Annotated in this window: 13 protein-coding genes; 5 read left to right on the top strand and 8 right to left on the bottom strand. The window is 69.2% G+C overall.

Annotated elements, in window-relative coordinates:
- Nucleotides 1-39 precede the first annotated feature (39 nt).
- Complete coding sequence (locus tag AC1DYZ_RS16465) at nucleotides 40-930, top strand: phosphotransferase (protein ID WP_477066221.1); 891 nt, start codon at nucleotides 40-42, stop codon at nucleotides 928-930.
- Between the two features lie 59 nt (nucleotides 931-989).
- On the opposite strand, the gene AC1DYZ_RS16460 is transcribed toward AC1DYZ_RS16465, so the two are convergent.
- The 4 genes from AC1DYZ_RS16460 to AC1DYZ_RS16445 all read right to left on the bottom strand — a co-directional run bounded on the left by AC1DYZ_RS16460 (nucleotide 990) and on the right by AC1DYZ_RS16445 (nucleotide 7,383).
- Nucleotides 990-1,289: a DUF1540 domain-containing protein gene (locus AC1DYZ_RS16460; RefSeq protein WP_456825128.1), complete on the bottom strand. Its 300-nt coding sequence runs from the start codon at nucleotides 1,287-1,289 to the stop codon at nucleotides 990-992.
- Nucleotides 1,290-2,024: 735 nt separating this feature from the next.
- Nucleotides 2,025-4,094, bottom strand: coding sequence for a hypothetical protein (locus tag AC1DYZ_RS16455; RefSeq protein WP_477066220.1), 2,070 nt, complete (start codon nucleotides 4,092-4,094; stop codon nucleotides 2,025-2,027).
- 421 nt (nucleotides 4,095-4,515) lie between these two features.
- Nucleotides 4,516-4,656, bottom strand: a complete 141-nt coding sequence (locus tag AC1DYZ_RS16450) for a hypothetical protein (RefSeq protein WP_477066219.1) — start codon at nucleotides 4,654-4,656, stop codon at nucleotides 4,516-4,518.
- Nucleotides 4,657-4,707: 51 nt separating this feature from the next.
- Complete coding sequence (locus AC1DYZ_RS16445) at nucleotides 4,708-7,383, bottom strand: carbohydrate-binding protein (RefSeq protein ID WP_477066218.1); 2,676 nt, start codon at nucleotides 7,381-7,383, stop codon at nucleotides 4,708-4,710.
- Between the two features lie 235 nt (nucleotides 7,384-7,618).
- Here AC1DYZ_RS16445 and AC1DYZ_RS16440 point away from each other — a divergent pair, with 235 nt between their 5' ends.
- The 3 genes from AC1DYZ_RS16440 to AC1DYZ_RS16430 all read left to right on the top strand — a co-directional run bounded on the left by AC1DYZ_RS16440 (nucleotide 7,619) and on the right by AC1DYZ_RS16430 (nucleotide 10,125).
- Nucleotides 7,619-8,236 carry a LysE family transporter gene (locus AC1DYZ_RS16440; RefSeq protein WP_477066217.1) on the top strand — a complete coding sequence of 206 codons (618 nt, stop codon included), beginning with the start codon at nucleotides 7,619-7,621 and terminating at the stop codon, nucleotides 8,234-8,236.
- A gap of 169 nt (nucleotides 8,237-8,405) precedes the next feature.
- Entirely contained in the window at nucleotides 8,406-9,089 is a 684-nt protein-coding gene (locus AC1DYZ_RS16435) for a TetR/AcrR family transcriptional regulator (RefSeq protein ID WP_477066216.1), read from the top strand.
- 61 nt (nucleotides 9,090-9,150) lie between these two features.
- Nucleotides 9,151-10,125 carry an NAD(P)-dependent alcohol dehydrogenase gene (locus AC1DYZ_RS16430; RefSeq protein WP_477066215.1) on the top strand — a complete coding sequence of 325 codons (975 nt, stop codon included), beginning with the start codon at nucleotides 9,151-9,153 and terminating at the stop codon, nucleotides 10,123-10,125.
- Between the two features lie 222 nt (nucleotides 10,126-10,347).
- On the opposite strand, the gene nrdF is transcribed toward AC1DYZ_RS16430, so the two are convergent.
- The 4 genes from nrdF to nrdH all read right to left on the bottom strand — a co-directional run bounded on the left by nrdF (nucleotide 10,348) and on the right by nrdH (nucleotide 14,256).
- A complete protein-coding gene (nrdF, locus tag AC1DYZ_RS16425; protein ID WP_477066214.1) occupies nucleotides 10,348-11,322 on the bottom strand; it encodes a class 1b ribonucleoside-diphosphate reductase subunit beta in 975 nt (324 codons plus the stop codon).
- 40 nt (nucleotides 11,323-11,362) lie between these two features.
- Nucleotides 11,363-13,510 carry a class 1b ribonucleoside-diphosphate reductase subunit alpha gene (nrdE, locus tag AC1DYZ_RS16420; RefSeq protein WP_456825131.1) on the bottom strand — a complete coding sequence of 716 codons (2,148 nt, stop codon included), beginning with the start codon at nucleotides 13,508-13,510 and terminating at the stop codon, nucleotides 11,363-11,365.
- Nucleotides 13,480-13,896, bottom strand: a complete 417-nt coding sequence (gene nrdI, locus AC1DYZ_RS16415) for a class Ib ribonucleoside-diphosphate reductase assembly flavoprotein NrdI (RefSeq protein ID WP_477066213.1) — start codon at nucleotides 13,894-13,896, stop codon at nucleotides 13,480-13,482. The genes nrdE and nrdI overlap by 31 nt, the downstream gene beginning before the upstream one ends.
- A gap of 114 nt (nucleotides 13,897-14,010) precedes the next feature.
- Nucleotides 14,011-14,256: a glutaredoxin-like protein NrdH gene (nrdH, locus tag AC1DYZ_RS16410; RefSeq protein WP_370503192.1), complete on the bottom strand. Its 246-nt coding sequence runs from the start codon at nucleotides 14,254-14,256 to the stop codon at nucleotides 14,011-14,013.
- Between the two features lie 525 nt (nucleotides 14,257-14,781).
- On the opposite strand from nrdH, the gene AC1DYZ_RS16405 reads away from it, so the two are divergent.
- On the top strand, nucleotides 14,782-15,501 hold a 720-nt coding region (locus AC1DYZ_RS16405), incomplete at its 3' end, for an AfsR/SARP family transcriptional regulator (protein ID WP_477066212.1).

The following is a 15,501-nucleotide window of genomic DNA, read 5'->3' as shown; positions in this document are numbered from 1 at the left end:
ATGGGGGACATCTCGGGCGAATGCGTCTACCGTCGATCCATGAACTCCGCCGGACTCGCTCCGAGCGATCCCGCGACGCCTTCGGAACAGAGGGCGGCCGGGGCCGCTGAGAACCACCCGCACGACGTTGCACCCGACCTTCCCACGCAGCCGGACCGTCGCTCGACCGTCCCCGTCGACCACCCCCTCCCGACCGTCGACGCCGCGCTGGCCGCCGCCGACGAGCCCGGCCCGCTGATCGCCGCCGGCGAGACCGCCGACGTCTTCGCGCTCGACGAGCAGCACGTCCTGCGCCGCTATCGCTCGGGGCGCGACGCCTCGCCCGAGGTGGAGCTCCTGCGCCACGTCGTCGCGCACGGCTTCCCCGCTCCCGCCGTCCTCCAGGCGAGCGGACCCGACCTCGTCATGGAGCGCCTGCACGGACCGACCCTGCTCCAGGCGCTGGCGGCCGGTGAGGTCTCGATCCCCGACGCGGCCGCGATCCTCACGGACCTGCATGCCCGCCTGCACGCCATCACCCCGCCCCACAACTGGGGGCCGGACGAGCCCGACTCGTGGCCCCTGGTCAGCTCCGGGCCGGCCATCATGCACCTCGACCTGCACCCCGGGAACGTGATCCTCACCGAGAGCCACGGACCCGCGCTGGTCGACTGGGCCAACGCGCGCACCGGCACCGCCGAGCTCGACGTCTCGCTCACCGCGCTGATCATCGCCGAGGTGGCGGTCGACGCCGGCGGCGTCTACTCGCAGGCGGCCCGCGCCCTGCTCGCCGCGTTCCTGCAGGCGACGGATGTCGACCCGCTCGCCGCCCTGGACGACGCGGCCGCGCTGCGCGCCAAGGACCCGTCCCTGGTGCCCGGCGAGCGCGAGCTGGTGCCCGCCGCCGCCGTGCTCATCCGCGACCTTGTCGAGGTCGCGACGCACCCCTGATGCCAGACACGACGACGGCCGCCGCGGTCTCCGGGGCGGCCGTCGTGTCGCTCGTGGGATCAGCGGGGGGCGAAGGTCAGGCAGTCGGCCTCTTCGTGACCCGCTCCGACGCGGATGGACTCGGCAGCGCACTCGAGCGCCGAGTTGTGCACGCACTCGGCGCGCTGGCAGGCGCCGACGTGGGTGATGACCTTGTCGAGGCCGCCCTTGGTGCTGAGCGGGAAGAACGTGGTGCACTGCGCGTCTCCGCCGACGCCACCGATGTTCACGGCGGCCGCGTGGCAGTGCGAGTGGTCGTTGTACGAACAACCGGCGACCGAACACTCGGCGACGGCGGGCATGTCCATCAGGGTGCTCATGACGACCTCCGTGGGGGACGGGCGCACATTCCTCCCGACGCTAGACCCGTCGCGCCTCCCGTGCATAGGGAGGACGGGCCGGCTTACTCGCAGGTCAGAGTCACAATTCAGGTGAGGCTTGCCTCATCTAACCGCTCGGTGGATCGCCTGCCGAGCTCCCGGATGCTGAGCACCGAGACGGTCCCCGGCGAGCGGGAAGTGCCAGACCACGGACCAGGCCGGTGCCGACAACGCCATGACCAGGCCGATCAAGGTGAACACCACGCCGAACCCGGCGCTGGCGATGGCCTGCCACATCTCCATCGCGCCGGCCGCTCGCGGGGTCGCGCGCTCAGCCGTCCGGGAGGTCCCTAGGGGAAACGACCGAACGGCCGACCCCGTGTTGGCTGATGCGCTTGTGCGGGTCACCCAGGTTCGCTGTCATGCAACCACCGCACGTTGCATCCGGGGGAGCAACTCGTGGCGCGACGCCACGGTGCGCGCCCGGAAGGCCAACGCGGCGGTCGCGGTGGCGCGTCGGCGACCAGGCGTTCGCGCTGGTAGGGGACGTGTGCCAGGCGACCGCCGCTACCCACACCTCGACACGGTCACTGGAGTACAGCGCCAGCGCCAACCTACTCACGGCGTCGCAGGCGACCTCGACCGTGATCGCATCAGAGCACTGAATACGACCGCGGGCCAGCACCCGGGACCCCTGGGCTGGCCCGCAGTCGTCGACGGACTTGTGATGGTTCCTTACCGCCGGGCGTGCGCCGCCCGGACCAGACGCGGACGTCGACGCTGCTCGAGGATCAAGAACGCCCCGAGCGCGGTGACGAGCACAGCGAGCAGGAACACGTCCCCCGCCTCGCTCCCAGTGGTAGCCAGCGCCGCCGGATCGGACACCGCGATCTGCACCCACCCGATGACCGTGCCTGTCGAGTCAAGGACAGCGATGGTGTGCGTCCCCGCAGGCAACGTGGTCGGCAGGACCACCGTGAACGTGCCCGCAGAAGACACGACATGTGCGCCCAGGGCGGTCGGGGTCGAGTAGACGAACGCGTACTCCGTCTGCCCGGCGTACTGCGTGCCGACGTTCACGGTGACGGTGCCGCCTGGCACGAAGGAGCCGGTTGCTGAGACCGTCCCCCGGTTCGCAGCCGTGAGCCCTGCGTCCGTTGCCGGCGGTGTGATCGCTGCACTCGTCGTGGTGGGCGCCGGTGATGGGGACACGGGAACTGAGGCACTCGGCGTGGGTGCGGGCGACGCAGCCTGGAAGCACGGGGCCTGTGGGTCGGTGCTCTGCGTGACATGGGTGGCTGCGCCAACGGTCAGCGCACGGGAGATCGCTCCGCTCTGAGGCTCGTACCCCCAGCCCGCAGGCAGGTTGTTGGCGTCGAACGCGTAGCCCGGCTTCGGTGTGACGGTGAGGACGTACCCACCGGGGCCGTTGAAGGTGGGGGCGATCTGCGTCGTGAAGTGTTCTGGCTGTGCCGCATCGAAGTTCGGCATGGTGCCGTCCGTGTCGCACGTCGGCGGTGTGGGTGCCGCCGAGAGGAACGGCTTCACTGGGATCACGATGGGGCCGCAGGCCACGTCCGTGAAGTCGGAACTTTGACCGACATAGGTTGCCGTTTCGAGCCCGTTGTCCAGCCAGTTGGGCGGCAAAGTGCCCCAAGTGGTGAGCGGAGCAATGATCGTTGCGATGACGTGACCGGCCCTGTCGTAGCGGTAGGCGATGGACTCGGTATTCGCCGGCAGGACGTACCGGTCGTTGGCGGTCCCGCACTGGTCATCGGCGACGGGCGTCGCGGGATACACCCGGAAGGAAGGCGAGTAGCACGGGGCAGAGGGGTCCACGCTCTGGAACCCGATCGCGTCCGTCACTACCAAGGTGCGGGAGATTTCGGTGCCGCCTGGCTCCACACCCCAGCCCGCAGGCAGGTTGCCCAGCTCAAATGCGTACCCGACATTCGGCGTCACAGTCAGCACGTACGCACCCGGACCGTGAAAGCTCGGTGTGATCTTCCAGGCCACGTTCGGGACCGTCCCGAACGTCGGCAGGGCACCAGCTTGTTCGCACGTCGGGGCTGTCGGTGCTGCGGCGAACTGCGAGGGCACCGGGATGATCGTCGTCGTTGGCGGGCAAGGGGGCTGCTGGTTCAGGGTGTACGTGAACGCGAAGGTCTTGCGGTCCTCGCTGACCACACCCACCTGATCCGGGTCGTCGCCGTTCGGTGCGAACAGGTACCCGTCGATCACGGTGAAGACCACCGTGTGCGTGCCGGGCGTCTGGTCGAAGCCGGGGAATGTGGCCCCGACAAGGGTGGACTGGCCGCCCTCGAAGTACTGGATGAACACCGAGTCCGTCTGACCACAGGCCGTCGCGCGGTTGAAGTCGATCCCGACGTCAGCGTGACTCGGCTCGGTCGGGCACGGGTCGATGGCGGGCTCCACCACGAACGCACCTGACAAGGCGCCACCGTCGGGCTCCAAGCCCCAGCCACCCACGTTGTCGGGGTCGGCACCGAAGGTGTATCCCGCGTCCGGGAACCAGGTCAGGACGTACTCACCGGGTCCGTCGAACTCCGGGTTGACCTGCCATGTCATGTGAGGCAGGTCCGGGATGGTCGGTGGTACACCGTCGTCGGTACAGGTCGGTGGTGTGCCGTCCGCCAAGATCTCGGTCGAGGGAGGCGTCAGGAGGATGTCGCCGTCAGCCGCGGACGCGGACGATGCGATCAGCGCCAACGGAATGACAAGGGTCACGGCGAGCGCGAGTGCGCGGCGCCAGGGCCTGCGGATCATGGCGAACTCCCAGCTCACGGCGGTGGCGCTCTTAGTCGCCATCGTGGCAGCGCTCACATCGGACTCACAGGGGGTTTCACCTGCCTGAATGGGTGAACTTCAGCCGGTTTATGGCGTTTTGAGCCGAACGCGGCGGTTGGGGTAACTTCCGCGAACCGACAGAGGAGATCTCCGCGTCTAGCGGGCCTCCTGTGGATGGGCTCACAGTTGAAGGCGCCCGACCCGGATGGATGCTGGGGCGACCACGTCCCGAGTGGGCTGGTCTTCACGACGTACCGGCAACGTCGACGCCGCGATGTTCCCACGCTGGGGTAGCGGGTGAGTCAGCGACTTCGCTCCCGCCGCGACCGCTCTGACGCGGCGGCTCGGTACGAACGCACAACACAGAAGCGCTGGCTTACCCGCAGGTCAGCAGCATAAATTACGGCGGGCCGCCTCACTAGAACTCGGCCCAGGGCTCGCCGAGCCGGCGCGCATCGGCCCACCAGACCATCAACGCATCCATCGCCACCAGCGCCAGCCCGAACAGCCGAACGGCCGACGAACGCGGCACCCGAGGGGCGACGGCGTCCGCACACACACAGGGGGCTCCACCGCGCACGGTGGAGCCCCCCTGCCGGAACCGGTGCTGTCAGCCGACGAGCTTCCAGGCGCTCCACGCGGTGCCCGGGGCGACGCCGGACGTCCACCACTGCGCCTGGTACGTGTGCCCCAGGTAGGTCACCGTCTCGCCGCCGAGATAGACGGACGCCGCGCTCCACGCGGGGAGCGAGCCGGCCGGGACGGGTGCCGCGATCTCGCTCCACGGGCCTCCCACACCGCCAGGAACCTGGTTACGCGTCCACCACGCCGCCTTGTACTTCTTGCCGTTGTAGACCACGACATCGCCGGTCGTGAACACCCGCGACGGGGTCCAGATCGCGGTGCCGTCGGCGGCCGTCGCGAGCTCCTCCCAGGAGCCGTACGCGGTGCTGCCCGGGACCTCGCCGGAGGTCCACCACTGGGCCCGGAACACCTTGCCGCTGTAGGTGACCTTGTCGCCCGTGGTGTAGACCTTTCCGCGATCCCACGCGGCCGGTCCCGGCACGCCCTGACCGCCCAGGCCCAGGTCACAGCTGATTCGGCCGCTGTACAGCGCGTGCCCTTCGCCGGGGGTCCCGACGCCGGTGCCCCACACCCCGTCGTCGGACCAGACGACCTCCTTCGTGCCGTCGACGCAGGTCGAGCTCGGCGCGAGCGCAAAGCCCTCGATGTTGTCCACCGGCAGGCTCGCCGGCTTGCTGTAGGCGACGTCGGGGACGATCGTGCCGGTCGCGCTGACCTTGAGCACGGTCGACGCGACCCCGCAGGTGTTGTCGCACAGGGCCCAGATCCGCTTCGCGTCGGCGTCGTACTGCACGTCCATGACGTGACCCATCCCCGTGTCGACGACCGCGACACGGTGGAAGGTGTGGTCGCTGTTGAGCGCGTAGGCGTAGAGCTTGCCGTCGTTCTCGAGTGCCGCGAAGTACAGCCCGGTGCCGTGCAACGGGTAGCTGCTCGGCGTGTAGGTCGCGCCGGTGGCGTCGACGAACCCGTTGGCCACCAGGTAGCTGTCCGGGACGAACGCGACGCCCTCGAACCCGAGGTTCGCCTCGGTCTTGTTGCCGGCGTGCAGCTCAGGGAAGTCGGCCGTCAGGTTCCACTGGTCGGTCGCGACGAGCTGCGTGCCCGCCTGCGTCGGGTCGAACCGCAGGATCGAGTTCAGCGGGACGTCGTTCGCGGCGTTGTTGCGCTCGGTCGTGACGTACAGCGCGCCGTCCGGGCCGACCGTCAGACCCTCGGAGTCGGGCTGGTTCGTCAGAGGGTCGGTGCCGCCCGGGAAGAAGATCTCCTTGCCGGCTCCCCAGCCGTTGCTGGTGTCGGAGACCCAGAGCCCGTTCTGCTTCACCAGGCGGAAGACCCAGCTCTTGTTCTTTACCGAGTAGAGGACGTTCGCGTCGGTCGGGTCGAAGACCAGGCCGCTGATGTCGCGGCCCTCCGGCCCGGTCGAGGTCCTCCACGCGCACTGGGCGTCCGCGACGGCGACCGTCGCGGAGCCCGGCCACGCGATGGGGGTGAGCGCCGTTGTCGGGAGCGAGCCGGTCCCAGAGGGGCCCTCAGGCTGGCAGTTCAGCGTCGGGCCACCCGTGCCGCCGCCCGGGGTGACCGGCGTCTGGCACGCGGTGGCGTTCGAAGCGCCGAAGCTCTTGGTCGCCAGAGAGACGAAACTGCCGGATCCATCGGGGCAGCGCGCGTAGGAGGCGGCGCCGATCGGGCTCGTCTCGTCCGTGCCCGCCTGCCCGGCGGTGTAGGTGACGGAGTCGACGAGCGTGCCGGCCGTCCCGTTCGGACCGTCGGGCAGGTACACCTTCACCCCGTCGCCGCCGCTGCCCAGGCCCTTGGTGGAGCCGAGGTACACGAAGCCGTGCGCCGGGACGACGGTGGTCGGGGTGCCGTCGGGCAGCTTCGCCGAGAGCGCGGTGGCCGCGCTGGCGAGACCGCTGTCGATCTGCAGCCAGCCCGCGACGCTTACGTCCGTGGCGCCGCTGTTGTAGAGCTCGATCGCGTCGCCGACGGGCGTCGCCCCGTTGTCCGACGAGACCTCGTTGATCCGGACCTGGCTCCAGCTCTCGGCGGGCGGTGCCGGCGGTGCGAAACGGCTGGTGCCGGGCGAGCCGACGTCGCCGGTGATCGACGCGCGGGACGCCTCGGCGTCGCCGACGGCCGAGAGCTGCCACTGCGAGGCGTCGTTCGCACCGAGCGCACCCTCGCTGGTGGGGACACCGGCGACCCCCTGCGTGCGCGGACCCTTGACGGTGCCGGTGCCCTGGTCGTTGTACGTGAGGCGGTCGACGAGGTCGGCGACCGGGTCCGGCCGGTCGAAGATGTTGATCTCGTCGGCGCGGCCGAGGTTGGTGGTGTTGACCCCGAGGACCTTGACGTCTGCGTCGACACCCCAGTCGCTGCGGAACGTCGAGGCCGAGGACTCGGTGATGATCGCGGACTCGCCGACCGCCAGGGTGCCCAGGCTGTCCAGTGGCACCGTCCCGGGCGCCTTGCTGTCGTCGTCGAACGACCAGCCGACGAGGCTCACCGGGGCGGCACCGAGGTTCGTGATCTCGATGTACTCCCCCGCGGAGAGGACCGGGTTGTACATCCACTCGGTGATGCGGACGGCGGGCGGCGTCTCGACCGCCTGCGCCGTTGTGGGGAGCGCGATGGCCAGCGCGCTCACGGTGGCCAGGAGGGCGAGGGGCGCGACGGTGCGCGAGATGCCAGGTTTCACGGTGCAGAGTCTGGCGACGCCGCATATACGGTCAAAGGCCGCGCGGCGAACAGTGGGAGAACAACCAGCGCGGAGCGGCCGCCGTCGGGCGAGCCGGCACGACCCTCCCGCGTGTCGACGTACGGCGACGCGGCGGCCAGACGCCTGGACCGACGTGGCACGGCGACCGTCGGATTCCGCCTCGTGGCCGATGAGGCGGCATGATTCTGTCCGTGATCGTCCCGGCGCTCGGCGAGTGAGCCTCTCCCTCTGGCTGGCGCTGGTTGGCGCGTGCCTCGTCATCTCCAGCACGCCTGGTGCAGGGGCGGTCAACACGATGTCCAACTCGCTGGGCTCCGGGTGGACGCGGTCGATCTGGGGAATCCTGGGGCAGCAGCTCGCGCTCCTGGTGCACATCGCGATCGTGGCCGCCGGCGTGGGTGCGCTGGTCAGCCGCTCGCAGGTGGCATTCGATGCGATCCGCTACGTCGGCGCCGCCTACCTCGTCTACCTCGGCGTGCGTCAGTTCCGGTCGAACGCCGGCGTCGACGGCGTCGCGCAGCTGGTCCGCGAGCCCGCGTGGTCGATGCTCCGTCGCGGGCTCCTCGTCAACCTGACCAACCCGAAGGCGATCGTCTTCTTCCTCGCCTTCCTGCCGCAGTTCGTGCGGCTCGACCGGGCGCTCGTCCCGCAGTACGCCGTCGTCGCGGCAACCGTTGTCGCGGTCGACGTCGTGGTCATGTGGTTCCTGTTCGCGAGCGCGGCGCGAGGGCTCGTGCGCTTCACGGCGCAGGAGTCGGGCCGACGAACGGTGAACCGGGTGTTCGGCGGCCTGTTCGTCGGCGTCGGCGTCGTCCTCGCTGCCGTGCACTGACGAGGAAGGTGCAACGCTCGCGCGCAGGAACGCGCGGCCGGTCCAAGCGCCTCGGGACGCTCGGCTGCCAGCGGCCCCTAGCCAGCAGGATCGGTGGGTCGACATCGACCGATGCGTAGTGAACGGCGATCAGCGGTCCGCGCCTTACGATCCGGGGAGGAGAGGGGTGGTGTCGTTGACGGCCGAACCGGCGCGGGCGCCTGAGCCGAGGCTGCCGCTGAGTCGGGAGCGCGTGCTCCTCACGGCGATCGCCATCGCCGACGTCCACGGCATCGATGCGGTGACCATGCGGCGGGTCGCCGACGAGCTCGGCGCCGAGGCGATGTCGCTGTACCACCACGTCGCCAACAAGGACGCCCTGCTCGACGGCGCGGTCGACCTCGTCGCTCGGGAGATCAACGACGCCGTCGATCAGCTGGCCCCCCACGACGGCTGGAAGAGTGCCGTCCGCGAGCGGATCCTGACCGCCCGCGAGGTGCTGCTCCGGCACCGCTGGGCGCCGCGCCTGCTGGCGACCCGGACCGCGATGAGCCTCGAAGTGGTGCGCTACCACGACCGCCTGGTCGGGATGCTGCACGACGGCGGATTCTCCTACGACCTCACCCACCATGCGCTGCACGCCCTGGGCAGCCGGGCGCTCGGGTTCTCCCAGGAGCTGTTCGACCCGGGCAGCGGGGACGCCGCGGCGCTGCCGCCCGAGCTCGCCGCCGACCTGCCGTCCCTCGCGGCGATGCTGGGCGAGGTCGCGCACGACGACCCGGACTCCACGCTGGGCTGGTGCGACGACCAGACGGAGTTCGAGTTCGGGCTCGACCTGCTGCTCGACGGCCTGGACCGCCAGCTCGGGGCTTGACCAACCTTACGATGTAAGCCACGCTGGTCAGACCAGCCTTACGACGTAAGGGAGAGGTCCGATGAAGGCGATCGTCCAGACGCGGTACGGCTCGGCCGACACGCTCGCGCTCGAGGACGTCGACGAGCCCGTGCCCGCCGACGGCGAGGTCCGCGTGCGGGTGCGCGCGGCGTCGTTGAACGCGCGCGACTGGCACCTCATGCGCGGCGACCCGTACATAGCCCGCCTCTCGTCCGAGTTCGGCCGGCACGCCCCGAAGGAGCCGATCCGCGGGTCCGACTTCGCCGGCACGGTCGACGCCGTCGGGGCCGGGGTCGTCGGTCTGCGGATCGGCGACGAGGTGTACGGGGAGTGCGACGGCGCGCTCGCCGAGTACGTCTGCGCGCCCGAGCGGCTGGTGGCCCGCAAGCCGGCGAACCTGACGTTCGAGCAGGCGGCGGCCATGCCGCTGGCGGCGACGACCGCCCTGCAGGGCCTGACGGGCCGGGTCGGGCCCGGGCAGACCGTGCTGATCAACGGCGCGTCCGGCGGGGTGGGCACGTTCGCCGTGCAGATCGCCAAGGCGCTCGGGGCCGAGGTCACCGCCGTGTGCAGCACCCGCAACGTCGAGCTGGCGCGGTCCCTGGGTGCGGATCACGTGATCGACTACACGCGCGACGACCCCATGCGGGCGGGGCACCGCTACGACGTCCTGCTCGACCTCGTCGCCAACCGGTCCCTGCGGGACCTGCGCCGCGCCCTGACGCCGAGGGGGACGCTGATCCTGTCCGGCGGCGGCGTCTTCGAGGGCGGCACGCTCCTCGGACCCATCGGCCTGCTGGTGCGGAGCACGGCGATGGCGCCGTTCATCCGGCAGACGATCGTCGTGCTCCGGACGGAGCCGGGCGCCGTGCACCTCGACACGCTGCGGGAGCTCGCGGAGGCGGGCACCGTCGTCCCCGCCATCGACCGGACGTTCGACCTGTCCTCGGCCGCCGACGGCCTGCGCTACCTCGAGGTCGAGCACGCCCGCGCGAAGGTCGTCGTGACGGTGTAGCCCGTGCCCTCCGCCAGGCGCACCTACGGCGACCAGGTCGCGAGCACGGAAGCTCTCGTGGCGTGGCTGTCCAGGGGCCGCCTCAGCGACGCAGCGCTCGTCAGTGCTGGGTGTGCAACCTTCGCCGTCGACATGCAAGGTCGAGAGTCGGCCTACGGCCCAGAACGACCGAACGGCCGACCCCCGAGAGGGTCGGCCGTTCGTGTGCACCCGGCGGACGGGTCAGAAGTCCCAGTCGTCGTCCTCGGTGTTGACGGCCTTGCCGATGACGTACGACGAGCCGGACCCGGAGAAGAAGTCGTGGTTCTCGTCGGCGTTCGGCGACAGGGCCGACAGGATCGCAGGGTTCACGTCGGTCTCGTCGCGCGGGAAGAGCGACTCGTAGCCGAGGTTCATCAGCGCCTTGTTGGCGTTGTAGCGCAGGAACTTCTTGACGTCCTCGGTCAGGCCGACCCCGTCGTAGAGGTCCTGCGTGTACTCGACCTCGTTGTCGTACAGCTCGAAGAGGAGCTCGAACGTGTAGTCCTTGAGCTCCGCCTTCTCGGCCGCCGACAGCTTCTCGAGGCCCTTCTGGTACTTGTAGCCGATGTAGTAACCGTGCACGGCCTCGTCGCGGATGATCAGGCGGATGAGGTCGGCCGTGTTGGTGAGCTTGGCGCGGCTCGACCAGTACATCGGCAGGTAGAAGCCCGAGTAGAACAGGAAGGACTCCAGGAGCGTGCTGGCCACCTTGCGCTTCAGGGGCGAGTCGCCGCGGTAGTACTCCATGACGATCTCGGCCTTGCGCTGCAGGTTCGCGTTCTCCTCCGACCAGCGGAACGCCTCGTCGATCTCTTTGGTGGAGCACAGCGTCGAGAAGATCGAGCTGTACGACTTGGCGTGCACCGACTCCATGAACGCGATGTTCGTGTAGACGGCCTCCTCGTGCGGCGTGATCGCGTCGGGGATCAGCGAGACCGCGCCGACCGTGCCCTGGATGGTGTCCAGCAGCGTCAGGCCGGTGAAGACGCGCATGGTGAGCGTCTTCTCCTGCTCCGTCAGCGTGGCCCACGACTGCACGTCGTTGGACACCGGGACCTTCTCCGGCAGCCAGAAGTTGCCGACGAGGCGGTCCCAGACGTCCGCGTCCTTGTCGTCGTCGAGGCGGTTCCAGTTGATCGCCGAGACGCGGCTGACGAGCTTGAGCTTCTCGCTCATCGGATTGCTTCCTTCGTGTCGTTCAGGTTCGGCGTGAGGGTCAGAGCATGCACGAGACGCAGCCCTCGACCTCGGTGCCCTCGAGTGCCAGCTGGCGCAGGCGGATGTAGTAGATCGTCTTGATGCCCTTGCGCCAGGCGTAGATCTGCGCCTTGTTCAGGTCACGCGTGGTCGCCGTGTCCTTGAAGAAGAGGGTCAGCGACAGGCCCTGGTCGACGTGCTGCGTCGCCTCGGCGTAGGTGTCGATGACCTTCTCGTAGCCGATCTCGTACGCGTCCTGGTAGTACTCCAGGTTGTCGTTCGTCATGAACGGCGCCGGGTAGTAGACGCGGCCGATCTTGCCTTCCTTGCGGATCTCGATCTTCGACGCGATCGGGTGGATCGAGCTCGTCGAGTGGTTGATGTACGAGATCGACCCGGTGGGCGGGACGGCCTGGAGGTTCTGGTTGTAGATGCCGTGCTCCTTGACGAGCTCGGCGAGTGCGCGCCAGTCGTCCTGCGTCGGGATGTGCACGCCGGCCTCGGCGAACAGTGCCTCGATGCGAGCCGTCTTCGGCTTCCACTCCTTCTCGATGTACTTCTCGAAGTACTCGCCGGTCGCGTACTTGGAGTCCTCGAAGCCGTAGAACTTCTGCTTCCGCTCCTGCGCGAGCAGGTTCGAGGCACGGATCGCGTGGTACGCCACCGTGTAGAAGTAGATGTTCGTGAAGTCGAGGCCCTCGTCGGACCCGTAGAAGATGCGCTCGCGCGCCAGGTAGCCGTGCAGGTTCATCTGGCCGAGGCCGATGGCGTGCCCGCCGGCGTTCGCCTTCTTGATGGACGGGACCGACTCGATGTCCGTCTGGTCGGAGACGCCGGTCAGCGCGCGGATGGCCACCTCGACGGACTTGCCGAAGTCGGGCGAGTCCATCGACAGCGCGATGTTCATCGAGCCGAGGTTGCAGGAGATGTCGCGGCCGACCGTCTTGTACGAGAGGTCCTCGTTGTACTCCGACGGGGTCGAGACCTGCAGGATCTCCGAGCACAGGTTCGAGTGCGTGATCTTGCCGGCGATCGGGTTGGCCCGGTTCACCGTGTCCTCGAACATCACGTACGGGTAGCCGGACTCGAACTGCAGCTCCGCCAGCGTCTGGAAGAACTCGCGGGCGCTGATCTTGGTCTTCTTGATCCGCGCGTCGTCGACCATCTCGTAGTACTTCTCGGTGACGTTGATGTCCGCGAAGGGCACCCCGTACACGCGCTCGACGTCGTACGGCGAGAAGAGGTACATCGGCTCGTTCTTCTTGGCCAGCTCGAACGTGATGTCCGGGATGACGACGCCGAGCGAGAGCGTCTTGATGCGGATCTTCTCGTCGGCGTTCTCGCGCTTGGTGTCGAGGAACCGGTAGATGTCCGGGTGGTGCGCGTGCAGGTACACGGCGCCGGCACCCTGGCGGGCACCCAGCTGGTTGGCGTACGAGAACGAGTCTTCGAGCAGCTTCATCACGGGGATGACGCCGGAGCTCTGGTTCTCGATGTGCTTGATGGGCGCGCCGTGCTCACGGATGTTGCTGAGCAGGAGCGCCACCCCGCCGCCGCGCTTGGACAGCTGCAGGGCGGAGTTGATGCCGCGCGCGATCGACTCCATGTTGTCCTCGATGCGCAGCAGGAAGCAGGAGACGGGCTCGCCGCGCTGCGCCTTGCCGAGGTTGAGGAACGTGGGCGTCGCCGGCTGGAAGCGGCCGGAGACGATCTCGTCGACCAGGGAGATCGCGAAGTCCTGGTTCCCCTCCGCCAGCGCGAGGGCGACCATGCAGACCCGGTCCTCGAAGCGCTCGAGGTACCGCTTCCCGTCGAACGTCTTCAACGTGTACGACGTGTAGTACTTGAATGCGCCGAGGAACGTCTGGAAGCGGAACTTCTTGGAGTACGCGTACTCGAACAAGGTCTTGATGAACGCGCGGTCGTACTGCGCGAGGACCTCGGGGTCGTAGTACTTGTTCTCCACGAGGTAGTCGAGCTTCTCGTTGAGGTCGTGGAAGAAGACCGTGTTCTGGTTGACGTGCTGCAGGAAGTACGCCCGCGCCGCCTCACGGTCCTTGTCGAACTGGATCTCGCCGTTCGCGCCATACAAGTTCAGCATGGCGTTGAGGGCGTGGTAATCCAGTCCCGACGTCTCTACGCGGGTATCTGCGACTGTCGCTGCCAAAATCTTCCCAATCCCTCACGGACGGCTGTGACGTCCTCGTTCGTTCCCATGAGCTCGAACCCGTACAGGTAGGGGACCCGGCACTTGGCCGCGATGATGTCCCCTGCGATGCAGTAGGCCTCGCCGAAGTTGGTGTTGCCGGCCGCGATGACGCCGCGGATCAGCGCACGGTTGTCCTCGTCGTTGAGGAACTTGATGACCTGCCGGGGTACTGCGCCACCCTCGTTGCCTCCGCCGTACGTCGGCAGGATCAGCACGTAGGGCTCCGAGGCGTGCAGGAACGGGTCTGTCGGCCGCAACGGGATGCGCTGGGCCGGCAGACCGAGCTTCTGCACGAATCGGTGGGTGTTGTCCGAGGCGGAGGAGAAGTAGACCAGGGAGCTCATCGGTCGGATCCCCTCGCTCGGGTCGTGCTGTCGCTGCGGCGAGCCCGCCGAGCCGGCGCGGCAGTCACCAGCGCCGGCCCGGGGAGTCTGTGCAGGGCGATCGCCCTGCGACCGTCAGGCGACCGCGGTGGCCAGGCGGTCGGCGAGCGCCTTGATGCGGTCCGGGCGGTAGCCCGACCAGTGCTCGCCGTCGACGATCACGACGGGAGCCTGCAGGTGACCGAGCGACATGACGTAGTCACGCGCGTCGGCGTCCTCGCTGATGTCCACGACCGTGTACTCGGCGTCGAGCTTGTCGAGCGCGCGGTAGGTCGCGTTGCACTGCACGCACGCCGGCTTGCTGTAGACCGTGATCGTCATCGTGGGCTCCCCAATGTCCTGTCCGCTCGTCCTGCCTGCGGAAGCTCCCCCCGGAGCGTTCGCGAAGCGTTCTTCCTGATGCTGGTGGGCCCGTCTCCGGGCCGGATGCGAGAGATGAACCGGGCCCGAATCGGACATAAAGCCTAGGAGCCGGTTCCCCCACTGCGTCGTGACTAGACACTACACCTAGGGGTCCCACACGCAATGGACCACTAGGGGTTGTAGTGACAAGCGTGTCATTCTTCACCCTGTGGAGAAGTTCCAGGCTACCGCCGACCACTGACACGGCCCCCGACCAGCGTCGATGCGGGGCCGTGCACAGGCATCCACAGGCACTCATCCGGCACCCACAGGCCACTCCACATGGCAGTCCACACCCGCGGCGCCCGGTTCGTCGGGAACGCCCGCCGCGACACGCCAGACGGGCGGCCGAAGAGCGTCCGGACATGCACCCGAACGGTCCAGACGGCGGCGTCCCGGCCCCCGGGCGCTCCCCGTGTCGCCCCCGTGCGCGATGCTGTCCCCGTGCAGATCACGACGCTCGGGGCGCTCGCCGTCGACGGCCGCCCCGTCCGCGGGGACCGCCTGGTCGCGCTCGTCGGGGCGCTCGTCGACGCCCGCGGCCGCGCCGTGTCCTCCGCGGCGCTCGTCGAGGACGTCTGGGAGGGCGTCCCGCCCGACGACGCCGCCGGCGCGGTGCAGGCGCTCGTCTCGCGCGCGCGGCGGCTCGGGTTCGCCATCGAGGCGGCGCCGGGCGGCTACCGGCTGCCGACCGACGGCCTGCGGATCGACGTCGTCGACGCCGAGGACCTGCTCGCCCGCGGCCGGGACGCGCTGCGCGACGGCGACGCGGCACGCGCCCGGGACCTCGGCCGGGACGCCCGTGACCTCGTGCCCGCGGTCCCGGACCTGGACGACGCCGCCACGGCGCACCTGCTCGCCGACGTCGTGCGGCTGCAGGCGCAGGCGGGCCTGGCGCTCGGCCAGGTCGACGACATGGTCGAGGACCTGCGCCGGTGCGCGCTGCGGACCCCGCCCGACGAGCCGCTCGTCGCCCTCCTGGTGCGCGTGCTGGCGGCGCAGGGGCGCGACGCCGAGGCCCTCGCCGTGGTCGAGCAGGTGCGGGACGAGCTGGCCGACCGGTACGGCACCGACCCGTCGCCCGTCGTCGCGCAGGCGCACCTCGCCCTGCTGCGTGGCGAGCTCGCGCCGGGACCCGCGCGGCCGCCGGCTCCGGCCCCGCAG

This window comes from Cellulomonas sp. P1_C4 (assembly GCF_056406355.1).
Note: the sequence above shows the minus strand (reverse complement) of the source record. Positions and strands in the feature narration are given on the sequence as shown.

Coding starts and splice junctions, on each gene's coding strand:
- AC1DYZ_RS16460 (WP_456825128.1), bottom strand. CDS start 1,289: ATGAGCACCCTGATGGACATGCCCGCCGTCGCCGAGTGTTCGGTCGCC.
- AC1DYZ_RS16465 (WP_477066221.1), top strand. CDS start 40: ATGAACTCCGCCGGACTCGCTCCGAGCGATCCCGCGACGCCTTCGGAA.
- AC1DYZ_RS16430 (WP_477066215.1), top strand. CDS start 9,151: ATGAAGGCGATCGTCCAGACGCGGTACGGCTCGGCCGACACGCTCGCG.
- nrdH (WP_370503192.1), bottom strand. CDS start 14,256: ATGACGATCACGGTCTACAGCAAGCCGGCGTGCGTGCAGTGCAACGCG.
- nrdI (WP_477066213.1), bottom strand. CDS start 13,896: ATGAGCTCCCTGGTCTACTTCTCCTCCGCCTCGGACAACACCCACCGA.
- nrdF (WP_477066214.1), bottom strand. CDS start 11,322: ATGAGCGAGAAGCTCAAGCTCGTCAGCCGCGTCTCGGCGATCAACTGG.